The sequence below is a fragment of the Anaeromassilibacillus sp. 1001302B_160321_C8 genome (assembly GCF_015554745.1).
Classification (GTDB): Bacteria; Bacillota; Clostridia; order Oscillospirales; family Acutalibacteraceae; genus Anaeromassilibacillus; species Anaeromassilibacillus stercoravium.
Genome location: NZ_JADNJD010000007.1, coordinates 111,038 through 135,060, shown reverse-complemented (window position 1 = coordinate 135,060; position 24,023 = coordinate 111,038). Strand labels below are relative to the sequence as shown.

16 protein-coding genes and 1 CRISPR repeat array are annotated in these 24,023 nt (G+C 52.2%); of the genes, 1 reads left to right on the top strand and 15 read right to left on the bottom strand.

Annotated elements, in window-relative coordinates; translation table 11 throughout:
• Nucleotides 1-75 precede the first annotated feature (75 nt).
• The 12 genes from I2E77_RS06905 to ispD all read right to left on the bottom strand — a co-directional run bounded on the left by I2E77_RS06905 (nt 76) and on the right by ispD (nt 15,139).
• Nucleotides 76-1,839, bottom strand: a complete 1,764-nt coding sequence (locus tag I2E77_RS06905; RefSeq protein WP_243252552.1) for a putative polysaccharide biosynthesis protein — start codon at nt 1,837-1,839, stop codon at nt 76-78.
• A gap of 174 nt (nt 1,840-2,013) precedes the next feature.
• Nucleotides 2,014-2,379 (bottom strand): zinc ribbon domain-containing protein, encoded by a 366-nt coding sequence (locus I2E77_RS06900; protein ID WP_191362514.1) that lies wholly within the window; start codon nt 2,377-2,379, stop codon nt 2,014-2,016.
• 116 nt (nt 2,380-2,495) lie between these two features.
• Nucleotides 2,496-3,467, bottom strand: a complete 972-nt coding sequence (locus I2E77_RS06895; protein WP_195450908.1) for a uridine kinase family protein — start codon at nt 3,465-3,467, stop codon at nt 2,496-2,498.
• Complete coding sequence (gene hemZ, locus I2E77_RS06890; RefSeq protein WP_243252551.1) at nt 3,424-4,983, bottom strand: coproporphyrinogen dehydrogenase HemZ; 1,560 nt, start codon at nt 4,981-4,983, stop codon at nt 3,424-3,426. The genes I2E77_RS06895 and hemZ overlap by 44 nt, the downstream gene beginning before the upstream one ends.
• Before the next feature lie 4 nt (nt 4,984-4,987).
• Nucleotides 4,988-5,605, bottom strand: a complete 618-nt coding sequence (locus I2E77_RS06885; protein ID WP_191396009.1) for an MBL fold metallo-hydrolase — start codon at nt 5,603-5,605, stop codon at nt 4,988-4,990.
• Nucleotides 5,606-5,636: 31 nt separating this feature from the next.
• Complete coding sequence (locus I2E77_RS06880; RefSeq protein ID WP_191362515.1) at nt 5,637-7,811, bottom strand: RelA/SpoT family protein; 2,175 nt, start codon at nt 7,809-7,811, stop codon at nt 5,637-5,639.
• Nucleotides 7,786-9,876 (bottom strand): single-stranded-DNA-specific exonuclease RecJ, encoded by a 2,091-nt coding sequence (recJ, locus tag I2E77_RS06875; protein WP_242969606.1) that lies wholly within the window; start codon nt 9,874-9,876, stop codon nt 7,786-7,788. Before recJ ends, I2E77_RS06880 begins: the two co-directional genes overlap by 26 nt.
• A gap of 347 nt (nt 9,877-10,223) precedes the next feature.
• Complete coding sequence (locus I2E77_RS06870) at nt 10,224-11,504, bottom strand: CdaR family protein (protein WP_191362516.1); 1,281 nt, start codon at nt 11,502-11,504, stop codon at nt 10,224-10,226.
• Nucleotides 11,501-12,382 carry a diadenylate cyclase CdaA gene (gene cdaA, locus I2E77_RS06865; protein ID WP_087229597.1) on the bottom strand — a complete coding sequence of 294 codons (882 nt, stop codon included), beginning with the start codon at nt 12,380-12,382 and terminating at the stop codon, nt 11,501-11,503. The genes I2E77_RS06870 and cdaA overlap by 4 nt, the downstream gene beginning before the upstream one ends.
• Nucleotides 12,383-12,512: 130 nt before the next feature.
• Nucleotides 12,513-13,655, bottom strand: coding sequence for an aminotransferase class V-fold PLP-dependent enzyme (locus tag I2E77_RS06860; RefSeq protein ID WP_195450907.1), 1,143 nt, complete (start codon nt 13,653-13,655; stop codon nt 12,513-12,515).
• Complete coding sequence (locus I2E77_RS06855; RefSeq protein ID WP_279323437.1) at nt 13,652-13,864, bottom strand: DUF3343 domain-containing protein; 213 nt, start codon at nt 13,862-13,864, stop codon at nt 13,652-13,654. Before I2E77_RS06855 ends, I2E77_RS06860 begins: the two co-directional genes overlap by 4 nt.
• Before the next feature lie 102 nt (nt 13,865-13,966).
• The gene (gene ispD, locus I2E77_RS06850) at nt 13,967-15,139 is read right to left on the bottom strand and encodes a 2-C-methyl-D-erythritol 4-phosphate cytidylyltransferase (protein ID WP_207651938.1); all 1,173 of its coding nucleotides are present in this window, start codon (nt 15,137-15,139) and stop codon (nt 13,967-13,969) included.
• Between the two features lie 311 nt (nt 15,140-15,450).
• On the opposite strand from ispD, the gene I2E77_RS06845 reads away from it, so the two are divergent.
• Nucleotides 15,451-15,933, top strand: coding sequence for an acyl-CoA thioesterase (locus I2E77_RS06845; protein ID WP_087229390.1), 483 nt, complete (start codon nt 15,451-15,453; stop codon nt 15,931-15,933).
• Between the two features lie 174 nt (nt 15,934-16,107).
• On the opposite strand, the gene I2E77_RS06840 is transcribed toward I2E77_RS06845, so the two are convergent.
• The 3 genes from I2E77_RS06840 to ptsP all read right to left on the bottom strand — a co-directional run bounded on the left by I2E77_RS06840 (nt 16,108) and on the right by ptsP (nt 20,878).
• The gene (locus I2E77_RS06840; RefSeq protein ID WP_191396007.1) at nt 16,108-16,734 is read right to left on the bottom strand and encodes a cytidylate kinase-like family protein; all 627 of its coding nucleotides are present in this window, start codon (nt 16,732-16,734) and stop codon (nt 16,108-16,110) included.
• A gap of 126 nt (nt 16,735-16,860) precedes the next feature.
• Nucleotides 16,861-19,041, bottom strand: a complete 2,181-nt coding sequence (locus I2E77_RS06835; RefSeq protein WP_195450906.1) for a DNA topoisomerase III — start codon at nt 19,039-19,041, stop codon at nt 16,861-16,863.
• A 166-nt stretch (nt 19,042-19,207) separates the two neighbouring features.
• Nucleotides 19,208-20,878, bottom strand: a complete 1,671-nt coding sequence (gene ptsP / locus I2E77_RS06830; protein ID WP_172749494.1) for a phosphoenolpyruvate--protein phosphotransferase — start codon at nt 20,876-20,878, stop codon at nt 19,208-19,210.
• 222 nt (nt 20,879-21,100) lie between these two features.
• A CRISPR array of direct repeats spans nt 21,101-23,979; the repeat unit is 33 nt; unit sequence ATTTCAATCCACACCCTCCACACGGAGGGTGAC.
• Nucleotides 23,980-24,023: the final 44 nt, after the last annotated feature.

Sequence of the window (24,023 nt, the reverse complement as noted above, 5' to 3'; positions counted from 1 at the left end):
ACACCTCTGCTTCCGAAACCATTCTACGAATCCAATCAACCCGTTGCCATCGGGCAAAAATGGACAAGTTCTATATTACCTTATCCAACCATGATTTTCAAGTATTTTGGCAATTTTTTGTCCCTTGGGCAGCATCAGGATGTCGCTTTTCTGCAAAGCCCTCGTCCAAAGCATACAAGCGCCATAGACTACGACCGCCACAAACAGCGCTAGAATGGTGGCAATGCGGCCGTCCACCAACATGGCGGCATAGTTCTGCACCAGATAAGCGGACAGGACACAGACGCCTCCCGAAAGGAAGGGCTTTACAAACAGCCCAATCCAGTTCAGCTTGATCTTGGTCTCCCGGCACAGCAGAACCAACCCGAACACCGTCAGGAAGAAATAGCAGACCAGCGTGCCGATCCCTGCGCCCATCACATTGATCTCCGGGATTCCAACCAACAGGTAATTGAGAACCACTTTGATGACCAACCCCACAGAGAGCAGCTTAATGGGCAGGTCGACGCGCCCCACCGCCTGCAACATGCTGTTGATTGGGGTATCCGTGGCGGCAAAAATCGCTCCGAGGCCCAGGAGGATCAGGATTTTTCCCGTTATCTCATTATAGCCCAACAGCTGCGTGATCGGCCCGGAGAGGACGGAAAGCCCCAAGCCGGCCGGGATGGTAATCATCGCCACAACGCGCAGGACGGTTTCAATGCTGTTTTTGATCTTCTTTGGGTCGCCCGTGGTCCAAGCCGTGGTGACATTCGGAAGGGCTGACACGCCAAACGCCTGGGTGATCGCCGGTACGAGCATAAACAGGGTCGTCGCATTGCCGTAACAGCCGAACAGGAACGTCGGAACGCGGTCCGTTTGGATGACGACTTCGCTCAACAAGCCGCTGTATTCCTGCAGCAACACCTCCGGATGAACGGACATAATATCGCGCAGACGGCGCTGTACAAACGTCGTATCTACCAGGCTGGAAAGATTGACCGCCAGAGCGCCCAGCGCCACCGGGATGGCCGTTCGTACCAGGCGGACCACCGTCTGCTTCATCGGATAGGGACGCGGCGAGCCGGCCAGCATCTCGTGCGTAATCCCGTCCCCATTGCATTTATGGTAAATCCACAGGAAGACAAAGCCAAAAGCGGAGCCGACGGTCACGCCAAAAATCGCTCCCGCAGCGGCATAGGGCAGGGCGGCTGCTTTGGCGTATTCCACCGATTCCACCGGGATTCCATAGACCGTGCCGGAGGCCGCATATTCGTTTAATCCGTTCTGGATCACTAGATATGCGCCCGCCAACCCCAGTACCAGCTTGAACAGCGCTTCCACCACTTCGGAGAGGGCGGTGGGGTACATATTGCGCAGGCCCTCGTAATAGCCGCGGTAAATGGCCACCATGCTGCTGAATAAGATCGCAGGGGATAGCAAATAGATGGCGGGCAGCGCGTTCATATCCCCGCTGTCCGTTGCATAGGAGACGTATGGCTTCGCGCCGAAGAACATCAGGCAAAACGCCAAAAGGCCCAGCGCCAGAAAGATCGGGATCGACACTTTATGGATCTGCCGGATGTCCCGGAAGCGGCCCCTCGCATAATTCTCCGATACCAGCCGGGCAATCGCAATGGGGAACCCCGCGGTGGCCAGGCTAAAAATTGGGTTATACAGGTTGTACGCCGTCGAAAAATACCCCATGCCGACCGGCGTGATAATTAAATTCAGAGGAATTTTGAAAAGCGCGCCGATCACCTTTACAATCGCGACAGCGACTAGAAGGATCAATGCGCCGTGCAGGAAGCTTTGCTTCGTGGGGCCTCCCATCCGTTTTCCCATAGATAATCCTACCATCCCATCTCCATCTTTTTGCGGCTGCACCGCCGCTCTCCCGGGATAGATCCCATCCGTTCATATATACGGTATCTATGGATGGATTAGACCTCCATCACCCTTGCACAACGCTAAGAACACAAAAAGAGGGGTTTCCCCCTCTTTTTCATCTACCTATTTCCTTAAATGCCGAACTTACTGCGCATCGAATTTACTGCCGCACATATTGCAATAACATGCCTCCGCCGGGTTTTCCGCCCCGCACTTCTTGCAGATCACTTTACTGCGCAACGCAGAAATCTGATCGTTTACTGCATCCAACTGCTCATACAGGTCGTCGATGGTCGTGATGCATTCATCTGCCAAGTCCGCGGAATCATTTCCCGTCTTTTTGGCGTCATATATCACCCTGCCCAGGGCTTCAAAGCGCTTGGAAATCTCATTATTCAGATCCGCCGCGCTGAGCCTCAACTTGGAAATATCCACCATCTGTCCTGCTTTTTTGCCAACGGCATTGACTGCTTCTTTTGCATTCACGACGACATCTTCAAAAAGTCCCATTTTCACACGCTCCCTTTTTATGATAGTTTGCTCAATTATAGCACCAATTGATTCTGGAAATCAAGGGCTTCCCTAGGAATCTCTTCCAATGTGGATAAAATGCCTTTGTCCACTTGCTATTCCCCGTAAACGCCGCCCCCGATAAACTCCCGCAGTAGGGAAGTTTTCGGCACAAGCGCCTGCGAAATCGTTGTGAACCGCCGCAGGCAATCTGCCAGTTCACACGCCTGCGGATAATAGGGCTCCGAGGGATCCACGCGCTCCAACAGCGGAAGCGCCTGCGCCCGCATCACGCACGGTTCATAGCAATGCAGGGAATTGATTGTGACGTCTGCCTCCCCGCGATAGGGCTTGATGTATTTCCGCTCCCCGTCCATCACGGTATCCCACATATCCAATGTCCGGCCCGGCTGGGTGTTGCGGAACAGGGAATCCCGCACCAACCGGCGCACTAAGCGCACCTGGTTCGGTGAAAGGAGCGCTTCGCCCTGCTCTTCAAAGCCCTGTTTGACGCTGATATATATTTTCAAAACACCGTCCTCCGGCAGATGCCGGCTGATCGCTGGGTTGAGCGCATGGATGCCCTCGACCACCGCGATCTCCCGTTCCCCAAAGCGGATACGCCGGGTATACGGGTGCGGGCAGTGATTCTCAAAATCAAAGACCGGCATATCGCAGGTGTTGGTCTCCATCAAATCGAGCAGGCAGCGTTCCAACAGCGGGACGTTCAATGCCTCCACCGACTCATAGTCATGCTGGCCGTTTTCCAATAGGGGCGCGTCCGATTCCCCTTTATAAAAGTTATCGAGCGAAATCACCTGCGAACCGATGCCGCATTCCCGCAAAGCGTCCAACAGGATGTGCGCGGTGGTCGTCTTTCCGCTGCTGGACGGCCCCGCCAGCATGATGACCTTGCATAGGTCCGTAGAGGAGGCGATGGTTTCCGCGATCCTTCGGATATCCCGATGAAACGCAGCCTCTGTCCGGGCAATAAACGCAGAGGCATTGTGTTCCGCCTCATAATTGATGCGCTCCAGGTCGTTCTCATACCGATGATAAAGTTTGTCTTGCCCGCCAATATTCTTCATAAATGGTTCTCACCTGTTCTTTTCTTGTAAGCATTTCCCCGTGGCGGCGGATGTATTCATACGGGTACTTGAAATTAAAAATGCGTTTGAGCTGGTCGGAATACGGGTCCCGCACCTTCGTGACCGCACCCGCACCGCATGCCAATATGGTATGCGTTTCATCCATGATATAGACATTGTAGAGGCTCTCTTTCCCCTGCTTCGCCCAACCCGTGTTTTCCAGGTTGCCCACCATCCGGCTTTGCCGGTACAGGTAATACGGCGTATAGCCATGTTGGAGGAGCTGTGCATCGCCCCAATCCAACATATCCCCCGCCAGCGCAGCATCCCTGCTGAAGGGTTCGCTGTCGTCCTGGAAGATGCGCGCAGACCGCTTCAAGGAAAGCGTGTGCACGGTAATGCTCTCCGGATGGAGCGCCAGCACACCCTCCATCGTCTCTTGGAAGCTCTCCATGGTATCCTCCGGGAGGCCGACGATCAAATCCATATTGATGTCATCGTATCCGCAGGCGCGGGCCAAAGAAAACGCTTCCAGCGTCTGCGCCGCCGTGTGCCGGCGTCCGATTGTCTCCAACACATGGTCGTTCAGCGTCTGCGGGTTGATGCTGATCCGCGTCACCCCGCGCGGAAGTATGGCTTTCAGCTTCTCTGCTGTGATGGTGTCGGGACGCCCCGCCTCCACGGTAAACTCGCGGCAGGTGCTCATATCGAACGCCGCCGTAATCGTGTCCAGCAACTGGGCCAACTGCTCCGCAGAAAGCGTGGTGGGCGTTCCACCGCCGATGTACACCGATTCCAGGCGGAGGCCAAGCCCCTTTGCCACCTCTGCCGTATGTTGGATTTCCACGCAGAGCAGTTCCAAATACTCTGGGATGAGCTTTGCGGTGCGCTCCACAGAAGACGACACAAAGGAGCAATACGAACAGCGCGTGGGGCAAAACGGGATGGAAACATACAGGCTAAACGATTCGGGACGGGAAAGGGACAAAATCTTCTGCTCGTTCCCCATGGTGATGCGGCTCAACTCCGTTTTTTCCGCGCTCACCAGCCAGTCCTGCTGGAAGCTCTGCAAGGCCGCTTCCTCCCCCATGCGCTCTGCGAGGCTGCGCAACAGCTTGATCGGGCGAACCCCCGTGAGGATTCCCCACTTTGGCGTGTATGCACAGGCCTGTGTAAGCAGCCCAAAGAGCAAGACGCCCATACGCCGTTCCAACTCCTTGAGATCCCCCGGGAAAGAGAGCGATGTGCGTTCCTCGGCTGTCCGCTCCCTTCCGCCAAAGAATAAACGGGCTTGCAGCCGGATGCCGCCTAACTCCGTTTGCATACCCGTGTAAGCACCCAATGTGCCGTAGTCCAGAATATGCGCCCCGTTCCCATCCGTTCCGCAGGGGATGGTTTCAATCCGATGATATGGAAAAAAGATGCGGCACAGGTTTTCCATCTCATAGTGGAAGGGATGCTCCGCAATGTAAAGCCGCATCACCGGGGCGCTTTGATACAATGTTCTTTCTGCCATGAGGTCAGCCCTCTACAAACGGATTGTGCTTCCGCTCAAAGCCCAAAGTTGTCTCCCATTCATGCCCTGGATAGACATGATAATCCCCTTCCAAAGCGCAAAGGCGTTTCAGGGACGCGAGCAGCTGCGGATAACTACCCGTCGGGAAATCCGTCCGCCCGGCGCTCATCTTAAAGAGGGTATCCCCACTGAAAATAGCGCCCTCCACCACATAGCAGCAGCTGCCGATGGTGTGACCCGGCGTGTGCAGGACATGAATGCGCAGGCTTCCCAGCGGGATGACGTCGCCGTCGGAGACCGTGACGTCGGCCTTTAGCGGCGGAAGCGGACGGCCCGTCAGTTCAACAGACAAATTCAAGGCACTGTCCGTGAGGAACAGCTCGTCCTCCGCGTCGATGTACAATTTTGCGCCGGTCTTCTTCTGAATCTCCGCAACGCCCGCAATGTGATCCCAATGGCCGTGGGTCAGCAAAATCGCCTGAACATCCGCTTCCTCCACCGCTTTCAGGAGGCTGGCATTCACAAAGCCCGGGTCAATCACCGCTGATGCGCCGGTGGATTCATCTGTCAACATATAACAATTGGTGGGCAACGGCCCGCCGGTATATCTGGTTACTTTCATAAGGAACTCTCCATTTCTATAACACAGCCGATTACGCTCTACGCACCGAGACAATCCCGGAAATGTTCATCAAACGGCTGATAATGGTCTGTAGATGGTCTCTTCCATTGATGGTGATGGTCACCGAGATGACGGCGCTGCCGTCCTTTGTCTCGCGTGAATTGAGGGAATGGATAAACAAATGCATATTGAAAAGCTGTTGGGTGACATCCGCCAGCAAACCGGGGCGGTCTGTTGCCACGATTTCCAGTGTGGATTTGAACACCTCTTTGACCACGCCCTCCCAGTGCGCCTGAATCCAACGCTCCGGTTCCGGTGCGTCCCGGATCACCTTTGGCACATTGGAACAGCTCCGCTTGTGGATGGAAACGCCAAACCCGCGGGTGATAAACCCGATGATCTCATCGCCCGGCAACGGATTGCAGCAGCGGGAGAACTTGATGAGGCACCCCTCCATGCCGTCTACGATCACGCCGCCGACCGGTTTTTTGTTTGTCTTAGGCTGTTGCTTGGGACGCTCCTCCTGCACCGCCGGCTTGTGGGATTTGATATATTCCTCCTTGAGCTTCGGCATGACCTTCCAAAGCTGGATGCCGCCGTAGCCAATGGCTGCATAGACGTCGTCCTCCGAAGTGCAATTCTGACGGCGGCCGATGAGTTCCAGGCAGCTCTTGAGCTCTTCGTCCGTCAGGTCGATGCCGTTGCGCCGGAATTCGCGCTCCAGCTCGGCCCTGCCCTCCACAATGTTCTCCTCACGGCGCTCCTTTTTAAACCACTGGCGGATCTTGTTGCGCGCCTCGCTGGTCTTCACAATCTTTAACCAGTCGCGGCTTGGTCCATGGCTTCCCTCTTTGGCCGTGAGAATCTCGATGATCTCGCCGTTTTTCACCTTATAGTCGATCGGCACGATGCGCTTGTCGACTTTGGCCCCCACCATGCGGTTACCAACCGCGCTGTGGATGGCATAGGCAAAGTCGATCACGGTGGAACCGCTCGGCAGGCTGATCACGTCGCCCTTTGGGGTAAATACAAACACCTCTTCCGGCGCAAGGTCCGACTTAATCGTCCGCACCAGGTCGGTCGCATCGCCGCTGTCTTTTTGGTTCTCCAGCATCTGCCGGATCCAGGCCAAACGGTCGTCCAGCTTGTCCCCCTTGGTCACACCAAGTTTGTATTTCCAGTGCGCCGCGATGCCGTATTCCGCTGTATGGTGCATCTCCCAAGTCCGGATCTGCACTTCAAACGCAACCCCTTCTTTGCTGAGCACGGTTGTGTGAAGGGATTGGTATCCATTGGGCTTCGGCGTGGAAATATAGTCTTTAAACCGGTTGGGGATCGGGCGGAACATGTCGTGAATCACGCCCAACACATTATAGCAATCGTTGATGGTATCAACGATGACGCGCACCGCATAGATGTCATAGATTTCATCCATACTTTTCCCCTGGATGAACATCTTCCGGTAGATGCCGTTGATGCTCTTGACACGGCCTTCCAGATACACATTGGGGATTTCCGGCGAGATGCGGTCGTAAATGCGCTTTTTGGTCACCTCAATAAACGCCTTCCGCTCCCCACTGCGCATGGCCAGGCCGCTTTCAATCTCCTGGTAAGCGATGGGGTCGAGATAGCGCAGGGAGATATCCTCCAGCTCCTCTTTGACCATGCGGATACCAAGGCGGTGGGCGATCGGCGCATAGACCTCCATATTCTCCAGTGCTTTGTCGCGCTGTTTCTGCGGCGCCATAAATTCAATGGTGCGCATGTTGTGCAGGCGGTCCGCCAATTTGATGATGATGACGCGGATGTCGTCCGCCATAGCGATCAGCATTTTCCGCAGGTTTTCCGCCTGCTGTTCTTCCCGGGAGGAATAGGGAATCCGGCCGAGTTTGGTGACGCCGTTCGTCAAATTGGCGATTTCATTGCCAAACATTTTGCGGATCTGCTCAAGGTCCACCGGCGTATCTTCCACCACATCGTGCAGTAGGCCCGCCGCAACCGATTCGGAATCCATACCCATCTCTACCAGGATGCAAGCCACCGCGATGGGATGGGAAATATATGGCGCTCCGGAGAGACGCTTTTGATCCCCATGCATCTGATAGGCCAATTGATAGGCTTTGTCGATCAGAGCTAGGTCATATTCCCGTTCGCTGTCCTGAATCAGTTTTAATAAGTCGTTATAGGTTCTGAGTTTCTCCGCCATAAGGTTCCCCCTCCTTCTGTAAAGCCCGCAATCCCGCCAAAATCTTGGAATCAAATAAATTGACTTTCCGTTGTACCGGCTTCAAGGTCAACTTACAAACGCCGCCGGACCGCTGCTGTGACGTCAAGCCGTGCTCCGACAAAACATCTAACATCGTCAACAGCTTGCCCATATTCCCTCCGGGCGAAGCGCAGGTGCGATAAAAAAGCACCTCTTCGGGACCTTCATAACCGTTTTTCGCTCGTAAGAACCGATAGACATTGGCAAATTCCTCCCGGGTAGGGGTAAGACTGTCCACCTCTTGTTTGGTCATCGATTCGTTCCGCATCCATTTTTCGTACACCTGCACGCCGGTCAATACGGAGGCGCCGTCCATCCCGGAGGGTTTACAGTCCCTGACGATGATGGAAAGCGTCTCTTTCCCATTAAAGGGCTTGGCGTCCAGCGTCACCGCCAAATCGAGAAGATCCCCCGCCGCATAGGGGAACATCTCCAAGGACACGCCAAACCGCATACAGCGCACCGCGTAATTCCCCTTTACCACCGTCAATCGGAGGTGCTTCCCGCCGCCAACCGGCGTAATGTCCTGCAAGCGGACGCCAAACAATCCAAAGAGCGGGGCAGGATTTCCCGTTCCAAACGGCTCCAGCAATTTTACACTGCGCGTCACTTCCAGGGTCAGCTGCTCCGGCTGCAAAATACAGTCGATGGTGAGCGTTGGCATGGGCATCTGCGGCGTATGGGCCGCGGCATAGGCATTGATCCTCTCGCGGAACCGTTCGATGTTTTCCGGCCGGAGGCTCAGCCCCGCCGCCATGGGGTGCCCGCCAAATTTGGTGAGCAAATCCGAGCAGGAGCAAACCGCCTCAAATAGAGAAAACCCTTCGATGCTCCTGCCAGAACCTTTTGCTTCCGCCCCATTGACCGAGATCAAGATGCTCGGTTTTCCAAATCGCTCGGTAATGCGCGCAGAAACAATCCCAATCACGCCCGGATGCCAATTTTCTCCCGCGACTACCAGAACGCGGTCATATAGCCGCTGTGGGTCTTTCTCTAATTCTTCTAAAACCCGCTCAAAGATATCGCTCTCAATCTGCCGCCGGTAATCGTTGCAATCGCAAACATCCCCCGCCAGTCCAGCCGCTTCCTCCGGATCTTCGGAGAGCAGGAGGCGGACAGCGCGGTCCGGGGAAGCAATCCGGCCCGTCGCGTTGATCCGTGGCACAATGCCGAACGCCACATTGGCCGCCGTGAGTTCCCGGTTGTCCAGGCTGGCATTTTCCAAAAGGGCCCGCAAGCCCAGGCGGTCGGACCGGGACAAATGCGGCAAGCCGGCACGGACCAGAACGCGGTTCTCCCCCAGCAGGGGAACGACGTCCCCAATTGTACCGATGGCGACCAGATCCGCATAATTTTCCAACAGGCCGGTCAAATCACAATCCGGCCCTTCCAAAGCCATAATCAATTTAAAGGCCACGCCCACGCCGGCGAAATCCTTAAAGGGGCTGGGGCAATCCAGCCGGTGCGGGTCCACCACAGCGCAAGCGGCTGGGAGAACCTCGCGCGGCCGGTGGTGGTCGGTCACCACAACATCCATTCCAAGCTGTGCCGCATAGGCAACCTCTTCGACGGACGAAATGCCGTTGTCCACCGTGATAATCAGTTGAGTCCCCTGCTGGTGCAGCTGGTCAAGCGCCGCTACATTCAAGCCGTACCCTTCCCGCTCCCGTTCTGGGATATAGTATGTCACATCGGCCCCATTGGATTCCAAGTAAGAATACAGCATCGCCGTGGAGGTGACGCCATCTGCATCGTAATCTCCATAGACTGTAATTTTTTCAAAGCCATTGACCGCTCGCCAAACCCGCTCGACAGCGCGGTCCATATCCACCATTTGCATCGGGTCGGACAAAGAGATCTCCGATCCAAACATTGCTTCAATCTGTTCCGGCCCGGTCAACCCGCGCGTTTGGAGCAGCGCCCCCATCGCCGCCGGGACCTGATACCGCTGTGCAAGTGCTTCCGCCGCTTTCCAATCACACGGCAATACATTCCACTTCTTCATTTTCCCATCCACCTCGTATCTGCTAGGGCCCACCGTTTCCTGTGCGCACATGCACCGTATCCGTTGCCACACTTAGGATAATAACGCATTGCATCCTTGCATTCCGAAAGGCGCGAAATACACCATCTTGTGCATGCGCCCGGTCCACTAGGACCTCTCGTCATGAAAGCAAACGATCATTTTACAGAGTTTTATTGTACCATTTTGGCAATTCTTATTCAATACCCATGGCCTGTGCTCCCAAATACTTTTCCAAACGGTTCTGGACTTTTCAGGAAAGCAGAGAAAAGGAGCAACCTGCCGTCAAACAGGCTTGCTCCTTTTCATAGGTCCTTGCATATCGCTTGTTATTCCATTTTTGCGCTCACACCAATATTGACCATATAGCTGCCATACACCCAGGAATTGGGTGCGCCCGTTACGGAAATCGTGACAGGGACTTCCGTCTGACCGGTAAATTGCTCTTTACCAGTCATATCAATCTGAGCCACCAGATTGTTTTCCGTAAACGCCTCAATTTCATCCGGCGGGCCGACAACGGTCACGCTGAGACTCTGCGTATATACGGCCGCTTCGTATCCCGCGGGAAGATTCTTGAAGGTAATCGTCTCCGGGTTGAGGGAAACAGTCCGGGTTGTAAAAGTGTCCAAATCGATGCTCACTTTGGCCGTATAAATATTACTGACGTTTTTAAATCCCGTCGGCAAACTGACATCCACATCAAATTCATTGCTTGTGGGGCTGATCGTCGAAAAATCAATGGCGGGCAACGTGAGCTCGGAAATATTTGCAAACGCATCCTCTGGCCCAGCCACTTCGATTTCCTTTGGTTCGACGGTCACGCGGCTTTCAAAGCCGGTAAGGTTGCTCGGTCTCCCCGAGAATTCCACCTGTAAGGGCAAAACCTTTCGGTACAACACATTGCATGTGACTTCGACCGATTCCATGCTCAAAGTAAGATTATCGCTCTTAATTTCATTTCCATCTGCATCTAGCATTACCAGCCGGCCTGTAAAATGTTTGGTCTCTGTCAAAGGCGTCTTGTCCTGCTCATAAGGGATGGTCACCTTTGCGACCTGATCGACCTCTTGTTTTGGGCCGGAAACCGTCACGCTATCGCTAGAAAGGGTCGGCGTATTCAAATAGTACTGCGGGTCTACAGGCGGCGTAATCTGGCTGGTATCAATATTGAATACCTTTTCGCTGTAGTAATCCACAGTGACTAAAATGCTGGAAGGTTCAATCGAAACCACCTCATAGTTGGAGAGATTCCCCAATTTGGTGGCGGAAAGCTCCAATTTGTAGTTGCTTACTGGACCGGTCAAAGACGCTGCCTGTTTCGCTTCAATCTGCAAATCGGTATTTTTAACCTGGTTGACGGTCAGGCTGTTCCCTTTGATCGCCACTTTTGCCTTGGCGTTGATGGGGCTAAACACTTTTAGACCCGACTGCTGAGCCGAGTCCGACAAATTGACGACAATCGGCACATCTGTCACAGTACGTGGGATTTCCTCGGTATTGCGCGTGGCAAAAACAACCCAAATGACCAGCGCGACAAATACAGAGAAAATCAAAACAAATTTATTGTTATAGAATAAACTTCCTAAGCTAAATTTTTTATGGTTCATGATTTTCTTCCCCTCCTAATGGAAGGAATTCTGCTCGTACGTTTTTCACCGTTCGCATTTTCTTCCGGCAGAAGAAGCGCTTCCAGTGCGCTCTGCAACGTTTCACGCGTATAATTCCGCGTCAAAACCCCATTGACCGCAATGGAGATCTGCCCGGTTTCTTCGGATACGACCACCACGACCGCATCGGAGTTTTCGCTCATTCCGATCGCAGCGCGGTGGCGGGTGCCAAGATCGACGCTGACGGTATCGCTTTTGGTCAGTGGAAGGATACAGCCAGCGGCATAGATCACTCCGTCACGGATCACCATCGCCCCGTCATGTAACGGCGCTTTATTCCAAAAGATGTTGCCAATCAGCGGCACCGAAGGCTCCGCGTTGACAATTGTACCTGTGTCAATGATGTCGCCAAGCTTTGTTTGCATTTCGAACACCATCAAAGCGCCTGTTTTGGATTTCTGAAATTTGCCAGACGCTTCCACGACTGCGTTAAGGCATTTCCGTTTTTTCTGCAGGGCTTTTTCCGCTTCCTCCGAAGAGATCTGGAACCAATATTTCCCACCCAATTTGCTGCGGCCAATTTGCTCCAACGCACGGCGAATTTCTGGCTGAAAGATCACCAACAGGGCAATAATGGTAAAATTGAAAAAATAATCCAATAAGGTCCTCATCATGTTCAAATGGATCACAACAGAGGCAGCATAGACCCCCATCAGGATGATGATTCCCTTGACCAGTTGCTCTGCCCGTGTTTCGCGGATCAACTTAATTCCATTATAAATAATAAAGGAGACCAGCAATACATCCAATGCGTCGCTCAAACTGAAAGTATGGATCAACGCAACAAATGTATCCCAAAGCCCGGTAATAAAATCCATATTCTCTTGCACCCACTATCTTCCGCTTTTCACAAGCTCTCAATCTATTTTTAACGTTCGTATGCCTTCATATAATAAAAATATCCAATATAATATTATCACAATTAATGGGATATGCAAATGCTTTCCCCTATTTTCTATGAATTTTCATAACCGTGTTGGAGAACGCACGGATCTCATTCATATTATTAAAGGCGGACGGGCATACACGCACAGCCCCCTGCTGCAAAGTCCCAAAGCTCTCGTGAGCCCTAGGCGCACAGTGCAACCCCGCACGGACGGCGATCCCCGCCGCATTTAACCTCTGCGCTACAGCCTCGCTGTTGGCCTCCTTTATATTGAAGGAAAGCACAGGGGCAAAGTACGGCTCCACAGGCTCCGGTGTGTAAAGCTGAACCCCTTCCATCTTGGATAGGCTTCGGTATAATGCCTGGATCAGCCCCAGCTCATGCCGGTAGATCCGTTCAATCCCCTTGCTTTTCACAAAAGAAATCCCTGCACGTATCCCGGCAATCCCCGGGATGTTGATGGTCCCACTTTCCAGGCGGTCGGGCATGGTCTCCGGTTGCTCCAATGAGATGGATGCCGTCCCGGTCCCGCCTTCCATCAACGTTTCCATGGACGCCCCATGCGGTGTAATCAAAATTCCCGTCCCCATGGGGGCATAGAGCCCTTTATGGGCAGCCACACAGAGATAGTCGAATTGAAACTCCTGCATATCAACCGGCAGCACGCCCGCGCTTTGTGCGCAATCCACAGCAATCGGGACCCCATACTCGTGCCCCAGTGCAGCTAAACGCTCAATGGGCAGACGAATGCCCCACACATTGGAAACATGCGTGCAGACGATCAATTTGGTATTGGCGCGCAGTGCCTTCCGGAAGGCGTCTACCGTAGCGTCGTTATCCCCAGGGACTACCTGCGCCTCTGTATAAGTGACGCCCCTCTTTTGGAGCGCTTGGAGAGGGCGCATGACGGCATTGTGCTCCAAATTGGAGGTGACCACATGATCCCCGGATTTTAACACACCTTTTAAGATGAAATTGATCGCTTGCGTACAATTGAGTGTAAACACTACGCACTCTGGGCCTGGCGCGTGGAAAAATTCTGCCACAGCCGTCCGGCACCGGTACAGCTCTTCCGCTGTCTCCATGGACATCGTATGGCCTGCCCGGCCTGGATTTGCCCCGTATTTTCGCATCGCTTCGTCAACTGCACGAATCACCTGCGGCGGCTTTGGGTAGGTGGTCGCGGCGTTATCGAAATAAATCATCCCACGTCCTCCCTTTCCGTCCGGCCCAGGACCCGAATGCCAGCTCGTGTCAAAATGGCCTCCGCCTCGTCGGTGCGGTTGGGGACATATATACTGTATCCGCATCCAGCGTTTTCATTGCTGTGCGGTGTTCTCTCTACATAGGACTTGATCCCGTGTTGAAAAAGCAGGTCTCGCCCCTTCATCGCGTATGTGATGGAGCTAACCATAAGCATAGGCTTGCCCACAAGTATCACCTCTCTGTTTTTATTACCAGAGTATGCTACAAACAAGCCCTTTGACTATTTCCTTAGAAAGAACAACCTGCCCCTTTATTTTTCCAACAAGCACACCGCATGAGCGGCGATCCCCTGCTTTTCCCCTGTAAATCCGAGCCCTTCTTCCGTTGTAGCCTTCACGCTAACCTGCCCAAGTTCCATTCCACTCGCCTCAGCCAAACGGCTGCGCATCATCTCAATATAAGGCTTGAGCTTTGGTTCCTGGGCCAAAACCGTCGCGTCGATATTTACAATCCGGCAGCCGTGTTTCTGCAAGATATGGACCACCTGCCGCAGCAGCGCCAAGCTGTCTGCGCCGCTGTAAGCTGGGTCTGTGTCCGGGAACCATGTTCCAATATCGCCCAGCGCCGCTGCTCCCAGCAACGCATCCATCACGGCATGGGTCAATACATCGGCATCCGAATGCCCCAAAAGGCCTTTATCATAAGGGATTTCAACACCACCCAAAACCAGTTTCCGGCCGGGCACCAGCCGGTGGACATCGTAGCCGTGCCCAATTCGCATAGGATCGCCCCTTTCTTTCTTGAGGAGCGCCTCCGCCGCAGGGAGGTCCTCCGGGGTTGTAATCTTGATATTTGTATAACCGCCGGTGACCAAATGGACCATTTTTCCCAAATGCTCCACCAGTTGGCAGTCGTCCGTATAATCCGCGCCTTCTTGCGCTGCAACTTGCATCGCCTGTTCGTAGAGACCCCGTTCAAAAACCTGCGGAGTCTGCACCGCGCGCAGGGAGCTGCGATCCGGCGTAGAACAAACAAATCCATCCGTATTCTGCATTTTAATCGTATCTTTCACCAACGTGCAAAGCGCGGCAGCTCCATAAGTCCGGGCATCCTGTACGGTGGCGTCGATCTCCTCAGGGCGAATCAGCGGACGCGCCCCATCATGAATAGCCAAATACTCCGTTTCCTTTGGTACGGCAGCCAGTCCCGCAGCGACAGAGCGCTGCCGGGTCGCTCCCCCCGCTACAACGGCGCACAACTTTCCAATTGCATGCTGATCCGCTAAACACTGTACAGCTGCCTGATCCTCCGGGCGGCAAACTACAACGATGCTGGAAATGCTCGCCGCCCGCTCAAAGGCAAGCAGCGTATGTACAATAACCGGCTTCCCCCCCAACAAAAGGAACTGCTTGGACATTCCCATCCCCATGCGGCTGGAGTTTCCCGCCGCGACAAGGATGGCGCAACAAGACTCTTCCGGCATCTCACCGCCTCCTTTCTGCATAGGAACCATTATAGCTACAAAAACTACCTGGTGCAACTACAATCCTGTTACCTCTACCAGGCTGATTGCAATCTTTTGTTCATTCTTTCAGCCTCTTGTACAAACCAGCTTTACAGAACCGGGCATTTTACGTTATAATTAGAAAAGAAAATCTTGGAATCCAGGTAAATCGTAAATTTTTTGTGATTGGTATTCTGTGCAAGTGTGGCCTTCAAAAGGGCCTTGGCGCCAACAGATCCACACCTATTCAAAATCCTGCACTCCAAAATCATGTTTAAAGGAATGATCCTATGGAATCCAACATCCCTGCAAAACGTGTAGCAGACTCTGAAGTCGAACAGGTACAAGCCATCATGCCTAACCATTTGAATGGGGCTGGCCGCGTATTCGGCGGACAGCTGGCCGCCTGGATTGATGTTGTAGGCGGAATCGTCGCGCGGCGGCATTCCAATCGGAATGTCACAACCGCCGCAATTGATAATCTCCAATTTAAAGAAGCGGTTTATGCGAACAGTACAGTCGTCCTGCATGGGAAAATCACCTACGTCGGGCGTACCTCTATGGAAGTGCGCGTCGATAGTTTTGTGGAAAGCCTCTCCGGGGAGCGCAAACTTGTAAACACCGCCTATCTGGTGGAAGTCGCCTTGGATGACCAGGGCAACCCTACCGCTGTTCCCGGGCTGATTCTGGAGAATTTCCAAGATCGTGCCGAATGGGAAGCCGGTGAAAAACGCCGGGAACTTCGCCATCAGCGCCATCGTGAGGCATTTTAAAGCGATTGCCCATTTAAAACCGCGTCAAAGGGATATCTGTTTTCCAGGAGAGGACGGAATCCTTGGCCTCCCCCTGGAAATATGGAAAGGCCTTTGCCATTCAACATCTATAAAAGCTCCCCTCGGATTCTCAAGAAAGAATCCGAGGGGAGCTTTTTACAACGAACGGCGCCTTTAATCGCCGAGTTTAATCTCCATATAAGCCTTTACTAGCGCCACACATTTTTCCCAGCCAAGGTCGCTGCTGTTGAGGCAAAGGTCGTAGTTATCTGCATTATGCCAATCGCGTCCAGTAAAATAGAGATAGTAATCCCCACGGCGTTTGTCCACTTTGCGGATATACCGTTTGGCCTCCTCTTCGTCCATATTTCCATGAACCATCATGGTCTTTTCTACGCAATAGTCAAACGGGGCGTGTACGTATACGCGCACAACGTTTTTGTAGTCTTTTAATACAAAATCTGCGCACCGCCCAATAATCACACAGGATTCTTTCTCCGCTAAATCGCGGATCACCTTTGCCTGATAATTAAATAAATTCTGATCGGAAACAAAATCTTCGCTATCTGGGGGAATCACTTCGCCTGTGTACGCACTTTTACGCGGCTTAAACAGACGCGGCGTTTTGAGCTTCTCATCTGCCTCTGCAAAAAGGTGCTCATTGATCCCACTTTCGTCGGATGCAAGCCGCAACAACTCCATATCGTAATATTTGACGCCCAGATCCTCCGCCAACATTTTGCCGATTGTCTTGCCACCGCTTCCATATCCGCGCGCGACTGTAATCACAAACGGTTTCATCGAAACGCCCTCCCTGTGATGTAGAATGAAGCTTTCAAAAATTTGTTGTACCCTCTATTCTTATTATAAAATATTACACATGAAATAACAAGGATTTCCAGAATGTTTTTGTGCGAATCCACATGCTCATTCTGATCCTTTTTTCTTCGCCGCTTCTAAGCTCTTCGCCCACGCGGCTGCAAATGCACTGACGCCTGGATCTTTCTTCTGGTTTTGATTTCTCAAATACTGTTGTACATCCCGTTTCGATGCACTGGACCGCTTTTCCCGGCTTTCAAAAAACTTATCCGCCTTGGAGCGGAAACCGCAGCGGCATGCGAATGTCTTATTGTCCCCCTCGCCAAAGAGTTCCATAAACTTATGGCAATTGGGGCAGCGCACCCGCGTCTCTGTTACAACATTGCGGCGATAACCGCATTCCCGGTCCTGGCATACCAACATTTTTCCCTTTTTGGTGTTGACCATCAACAGGTGCTTACCACATTCCGGGCATATCTTCTGGGTCATATTTTCATGCACATAGGTCGCCTCGCTACTGGCCACTGTTTTGACCAAAGCGGTCGCATATCCCTTGATCTCTTTGATAAAAGCACCCCGATTTTCTTTGCCCTGGCTGATCCCTTCCAACCGCTGTTCCCAGCGCGCTGTGAGAAGAGGTTCCTTCAGATCCGGCGGCACAAGGCCGATCAGTTGCATGCCTTTCGACGTTGGAACCAGCGAATTCCCTCTCTTCTCTACATAAAAGGAACTGAACAGCTTTTCAATGATGTCCGCGCGGGTAGCAGGCGTTCCCAGTCCGCCGCCGATATACTCCTTCATCTTTTTATCCTCGATGAACTTTGAAGGATTCTCCATAGCGGAAAGGAGCGTCGCCTCTGTATAGCGGGCAGGCGGAGCGGTTTTCTGCGCTTTGAGTTGGATGTTTTTACACACAAAGGAATCCCCTTGGCGCAGGTTTGGAAGTACCTGCTCTGCGGCTTCTTCTTCGTCTTCTTCGATGCCTTTTTCGACCTTTTTCCACCCCAGCTCGATAATCTCACGGCCGGCCGCAGAAAACGACTCGCCCTCAGCGGTCAATTCCACACGGATTTTCTTAAAGTCATAGCTCGGATAGAAACAGGTCAGGAACCGTTTGACGACCAGCGTATAGATCCTTCTCTCTTCCTGGTTCAAGCTGAGCAAATTGACCTGCTCCTCCGTGGGGATGATCGCATGATGATCGGTCACCTTCGCATTGTTGACGCACGCATGGGAAATGCTCTTCCGGGTACGGAATATCTCCCCTACAATGGGGCCAAACTCCCCGTGGTTCACCGCACGCAGGCGCTCCGGCAGCGTCGGTACAAGATCTGCAGTCAGATACCGGGAATCCGTGCGGGGATACGTAAGCGCTTTATGGGTTTCATACAGCCGCTGCATGATGTTTAACGTCTGCTTGGGGGAGTATTGGTACAATTTATTTGCATCGCGCTGCAATTCTGTCAGGTCATAGAGCATCGGTGGCGGTGTCGAACCAAATGTTTTTTTTACTTCGGTGATGCGAAACTTCTTTTCTCGGATCTTCTCCGCGATGGCATCTGCCTTCTCCTTGTCTGAAATTGCGGTCTGATTCTTGCCATTGTGCCAAGTCACAAAGAAGTTTCCCAGGTCAGCGCGAACTGTATAGTAGTCTTTCGGGACAAAGCGGCGAATCTCCTCTTCCCGCTGAACAAGCAACGCCAAGGTCGGCGTCTGCACACGCCCCGCAGATAGCTGTGCGTTAAATTTGCAGGTCAGCGCGCGGGTGACATTGAGCCCGACCAGCCAATCCGCTTCTGCACGGGACTGGGCCGACATATACAGGTTATAATACGCCTTTCCATCCTTTAAGTTTGCAAACCCCTCGCGGATGGCGCGATCCGTTTGGGAAGAGATCCACAGGCGTTTGACTGGCTTATGGAAGCCTGCTTTTTCCAAGATCCAGCGTGCGACCAGTTCTCCCTCCCGGCCGGCGTCCGTTGCAATAACCAAGGAGCCAACTTCCGGACTATGCAACAATTTTTTTACAACGCTATATTGCTTGCTCGTTTCAGGAATGACTTTCAATTCCATTTTTTCCGGCAGCATCGGCAGGGTATCCATGCTCCAAGTCTTGTACTGTTCTCCGTACGCCTCCGGTTCAGCCAGCTCCACAAGATGTCCCAACGCCCATGTCACAATATATTGCCCACCGGACAGATACCCATTGCCGCCCTGCCTGCATCCGAGCACCCGCGCCAGCTCTCTTCCGACAGACGGTTTTTCCGCCAATACCAATGTCTTTGCCATCGTTTGAACCCTCATTCTTTCTCTATCATTTTATTATGGAAACACACCCCATCCATCTCTCCGCACACATTTCAGGGATGTAATGAATCTTTTTCTCGATGCGCATGATCGCACGCTATATAGAAAAAGGACATGAAAGCCACGTCCTCTTTCTGCCAATCGTTTTCTATCCGTTGCAATATTTTTGGATAATCCGATCTTTATGCTTTCCAAGCGTTGTTTGCCGCACGATACGGCGCAATTCCAACACCGCAGATGGAGCGACAGAAAGCTCTTCCACCCCCATCGCAAGGTAAAATCGTAACAGTTCCGCATCTGCCGCCGATTCACCGCAGATGCTTGTCCAGATTCCATGTTTCTTGGCGTTTGCCACCGTCATATCAATCATGCGAAGTACCGCTGGATGCCGTGGATTATACAACGAAGCTATCGAATCATTCATTCGGTCTGTTGCGAGAATGTACTGTGTCAAATCGTTCGTTCCAATGCTAAAAAAATCCACCATCGATGCAAGACGGTCGCTCAGAATAACCGCGGCCGGTGTTTCGATCATAATCCCTATTTCAATCTTGTCAGCCACCGGAACTCCTTCTGCTTCCAACGACGCACGTGCTTGTTGCAACAATGCTTTCGCCTTTATAACCTCCTCTTCGGATGTCACAACCGGAAATAGAACCGCAGCTTTCCCATAGACGGACGCCCGCAAAATTGCCCGAAGCTGTGTCAAAAACAAATCCGGCCGACGCAAGCTGAAGCGTATCGCCCGAAACCCCATAGCAGGATTGACGCGGTCTCCATAGCGCCACTGGCTGATCTCCGGCTCTTCGCTGACATCGAGTGTCCGGATGACCACGCGCTTCCCCTGCATCTTTTCCAGAACTTTTTTATAGGCTTGGAACTGCCCCTCTTCGGAACAATCCATATTGTTCCCCAAATAAAGGAACTCTGTACGCAGTAGGCCGATTCCATCGGCGTCATTGTCCAAAACCTGCTGCACATCTTCCACATGCCCAATATTGGCATGGATGTCGATGCGATAGCCATCCCGCGTCACAGAGGGACAGCCGCGCAATTCATGAAGCGCATGCAAATGCAAAAAGTATTCATATTGCTTTTCGCCATATTCTCTCAGCGCCATAGTATCTGGATTTAAAACGACGTCGCCTGTAAAACCATCCACAACCACGGTCTCTGCCTGGACCAAAGATTGATAGGAATCCTCCAAGCCAACCACATAGGGGATCCCTGCATTACGCAAAAGGATTGCGGCATGCGAGTAACGGGAACCGCTTTTCGATAAAAAAGCAAGCACTTTTCTGCGATTAAATGTAACCGCCTCGCTTGGCAAGAGTTCCTCCACAGCTACAATTCCCTTTTCCCGCATTCCATTCAACTGTTCTGCGTAATCCGGATTTAAATAGCGCAGCAAATGCCTAGCGACATCCCGAATATCCGTGTCACGCGCCCGCATGTACTCGTCTTCCATCTCAGAAAAAAACTGATAAAAATGCTGGGCGGTCATATAAACGGCCGACTCTGCTGTCATATGATCGTGAAGAATGTGGCTTTGGATATGATCAAAAAATTCATGATCTTCCAAGAGCATAATATGGCTTTTAAAAATCAACGAATCTTCGGCTCCAAATTTATGTAGCGCTTGGCGATAGAGCTTGTTGATCTTCCGCTCTGCTGCCGTGCGCGCAGCATACAGGCGCTGAATCTCAATGTTTGCATCGGCAGCAGGCGGCATGTTTTTCATCTCTGCAGGATTCTGCCGGATGCAGAGCTTCCCGATTGCGATCCCCTTGGATGCTGCTACTCCGCAAATCGTTCGCATACTGCCACCTCCCATGCAATTGTGTTGCTTTGGTTGCAAACCACTTTATATTGTTTAATCTTATCGCAAAAAGGAGGACTGTGTCAACCTCTCACCTATCACACTTATACACGGACACTCCCAGCAAAATCTTATCAATAAACTTCGTCCATAGTGTGTTTCAGCCGCGCTTTCCGTATAGAGAATGGTCAAGGGATCTGTCAGGGTAAACATCGGACAGGTATTTCAACCCACACCCTCCACACGGAGGGTGACCGTAGAAAGAACGGAGCACTTTGAAGTGGTAGCAGATTTCAATCCACACCCTCCACACGGAGGGTGACCCAAACAAAACGGGAAGCAAAACCGCAAGCAAAAAATTTCAATCCACACCCTCCACACGGAGGGTGACCCGTTTCCGACAGCTTCCCGGTTATCATACCAATGGATTTCAATCCACACCCTCCACACGGAGGGTGACGTCGGAAATATCCCGGAATACATCAAAATGTTTATTTCAATCCACACCCTCCACACGGAGGGTGACCCGGAAGGGAGTATCGAGCGCGCAAGCGATGACGAATTTCAATCCACACCCTCCACACGGAGGGTGACGCCAACTAGCCGGAGTGATACTTGGTTCCCATCATTTCAATCCACACCCTCCACACGGAGGGTGACCGCACTTCCAGATCAACATATTTGTCCTCACCTAATTTCAATCCACACCCTCCACACGGAGGGTGACTTCGGATTGAAGGCAGAATTCTCTGCGTTCATCATCATTTCAATCCACACCCTCCACACGGAGGGTGACGCGCGAGATTTTCCCAAAAATGACAGCATATATCGAAATTTCAATCCACACCCTCCACACGGAGGGTGACGTTGAGGGTCAACAGGTATGTCGAGATCAAGTACGATTTCAATCCACACCCTCCACACGGAGGGTGACCCAAGAGCAAATTAATCAGAGACTACAAATATTTCAATTTCAATCCACACCCTCCACACGGAGGGTGACAATCCCACTTAAGGATTTTGTCGTGATCTACCGAATTTCAATCCACACCCTCCACACGGAGGGTGACTTCCTTGCCGCAAAAACGAGCCAGCAGTTGTGGATTTCAATCCACACCCTCCACACGGAGGGTGACGTGCCGCGGGTTCTCTTTTGGGTACACACAGCCATTTCAATCCACACCCTCCACACGGAGGGTGACCCACAGAAGGCCCGCCGGATATGGCAAAACACGGCATTTCAATCCACACCCTCCACACGGAGGGTGACCGACCGCAGCGCAGGCGTTGTTTAATGCAACAATATTTCAATCCACACCCTCCACACGGAGGGTGACGATTTACATTTCAGATAGCAGTAATGTGGAGCGTATTTCAATCCACACCCTCCACACGGAGGGTGACTAATAAAATTTTCTTTTTCTCTTGCAGAATTTGTCATTTCAATCCACACCCTCCACACGGAGGGTGACGTGATATTTTTTTCCGCTACTCTCGTCTTCTCCATCATTTCAATCCACACCCTCCACACGGAGGGTGACTCGTAGACGATAATACGCTCGTCGGGGAATGGGCATTTCAATCCACACCCTCCACACGGAGGGTGACCCCTTTTTTAGGAGGTACAATATTATGAAAAAGCGATTTCAATCCACACCCTCCACACGGAGGGTGACCAGATAATTGTGATGTGAGTGCTTGTTCTCTATTCTATTTCAATCCACACCCTCCACACGGAGGGTGACGCCATAAAATCACTCTCCTAACTTAACTTTAAATTTATTTCAATCCACACCCTCCACACGGAGGGTGACGTCATCTTTTGTTAACGCATAATTAAATTTACAAATTTCAATCCACACCCTCCACACGGAGGGTGACATTCGGCATCCACGGGCTTTTTCCCAACCATGACAATTTCAATCCACACCCTCCACACGGAGGGTGACTCTCGTATGTTTGATAACCCTTGGAGCATGTTTAAATTTCAATCCACACCCTCCACACGGAGGGTGACATGTTATGATTGTTCCCACACAGGTTACTAACAGAATTTCAATCCACACCCTCCACACGGAGGGTGACTGGCTCTCCGCAAAAGCTCCCCTTCAAAATGATAAATTTCAATCCACACCCTCCACACGGAGGGTGACACGTTGATAATTATACCTATCTTACTGACTACCATTTCAATCCACACCCTCCACACGGAGGGTGACCTCCACCCCCAGCAGCTCTTCAAAGATTCTTTTGTAATTTCAATCCACACCCTCCACACGGAGGGTGACTCCTCTGATGCAAGTTGACATCACAAACCCGAGCGATTTCAATCCACACCCTCCACACGGAGGGTGACCCACAGGCATCTGCGTCTCTGTCTCAACTTTTGATTTCAATCCACACCCTCCACACGGAGGGTGACGGGTGGGCACATCTGTCCATGCCCACTCAGATATTTCAATCCACACCCTCCACACGGAGGGTGACATCTACAATAGCCTGCCAGATATTTTGGATAAACATTTCAATCCACACCCTCCACACGGAGGGTGACTGGCGGTTTCTAGGGATATATTTTTTATATCCCTAATTTCAATCCACACCCTCCACACGGAGGGTGACTTCTCGACTTTGCCAATACATTTCATAGGGCAAAGATTTCAATCCACACCCTCCACACGGAGGGTGACGGCTTCCGGGATGGCTGAAACCGGAGGTTGAAGTAATTTCAATCCACACCCTCCACACGGAGGGTGACCAAGTCAAACAAGTGAAGACACCACAAACAGAAATATTTCAATCCACACCCTCCACACGGAGGGTGACTTATTTTGCCGCTCAAACAAAATACACGTTTACGATTTCAATCCACACCCTCCACACGGAGGGTGACCAAGCGCCCAGGCAGCCTTCAGCGCAACAGACATAATTTCAATCCACACCCTCCACACGGAGGGTGACAGTTGACAGCGGCGTTTGGGATAAAGCCGCATCAGGTATTTCAATCCACACCCTCCACACGGAGGGTGACGGACGGGAAGACGCTATATCCCGCGCTGATCTACATAATTTCAATCCACACCCTCCACACGGAGGGTGACGCTGCAAAGAGCGGCATCACAATTGGCCAGGATTATTTCAATCC

What these genes read in the sequence shown, in the direction of transcription:
- I2E77_RS06905 (WP_243252552.1), bottom strand. Translation starts at nt 1,839, where the DNA reads ATGGTAGGATTATCTATGGGAAAACGGATGGGAGGCCCCACGAAGCAA.
- I2E77_RS06900 (WP_191362514.1), bottom strand. Translation starts at nt 2,379, where the DNA reads ATGGGACTTTTTGAAGATGTCGTCGTGAATGCAAAAGAAGCAGTCAAT.
- I2E77_RS06895 (WP_195450908.1), bottom strand. Translation starts at nt 3,467, where the DNA reads ATGAAGAATATTGGCGGGCAAGACAAACTTTATCATCGGTATGAGAAC.
- hemZ (WP_243252551.1), bottom strand. Translation starts at nt 4,983, where the DNA reads ATGGCAGAAAGAACATTGTATCAAAGCGCCCCGGTGATGCGGCTTTAC.
- I2E77_RS06885 (WP_191396009.1), bottom strand. Translation starts at nt 5,605, where the DNA reads ATGAAAGTAACCAGATATACCGGCGGGCCGTTGCCCACCAATTGTTAT.
- I2E77_RS06880 (WP_191362515.1), bottom strand. Translation starts at nt 7,811, where the DNA reads ATGGCGGAGAAACTCAGAACCTATAACGACTTATTAAAACTGATTCAG.
- recJ (WP_242969606.1), bottom strand. Translation starts at nt 9,876, where the DNA reads ATGAAGAAGTGGAATGTATTGCCGTGTGATTGGAAAGCGGCGGAAGCA.
- I2E77_RS06870 (WP_191362516.1), bottom strand. Translation starts at nt 11,504, where the DNA reads ATGAACCATAAAAAATTTAGCTTAGGAAGTTTATTCTATAACAATAAA.
- cdaA (WP_087229597.1), bottom strand. Translation starts at nt 12,382, where the DNA reads ATGGATTTTATTACCGGGCTTTGGGATACATTTGTTGCGTTGATCCAT.
- I2E77_RS06860 (WP_195450907.1), bottom strand. Translation starts at nt 13,655, where the DNA reads ATGATTTATTTCGATAACGCCGCGACCACCTACCCAAAGCCGCCGCAG.
- I2E77_RS06855 (WP_279323437.1), bottom strand. Translation starts at nt 13,864, where the DNA reads ATGGTTAGCTCCATCACATACGCGATGAAGGGGCGAGACCTGCTTTTT.
- ispD (WP_207651938.1), bottom strand. Translation starts at nt 15,139, where the DNA reads ATGCCGGAAGAGTCTTGTTGCGCCATCCTTGTCGCGGCGGGAAACTCC.
- I2E77_RS06845 (WP_087229390.1), top strand. Translation starts at nt 15,451, where the DNA reads ATGGAATCCAACATCCCTGCAAAACGTGTAGCAGACTCTGAAGTCGAA.
- I2E77_RS06840 (WP_191396007.1), bottom strand. Translation starts at nt 16,734, where the DNA reads ATGAAACCGTTTGTGATTACAGTCGCGCGCGGATATGGAAGCGGTGGC.
- I2E77_RS06835 (WP_195450906.1), bottom strand. Translation starts at nt 19,041, where the DNA reads ATGGCAAAGACATTGGTATTGGCGGAAAAACCGTCTGTCGGAAGAGAG.
- ptsP (WP_172749494.1), bottom strand. Translation starts at nt 20,878, where the DNA reads ATGCGAACGATTTGCGGAGTAGCAGCATCCAAGGGGATCGCAATCGGG.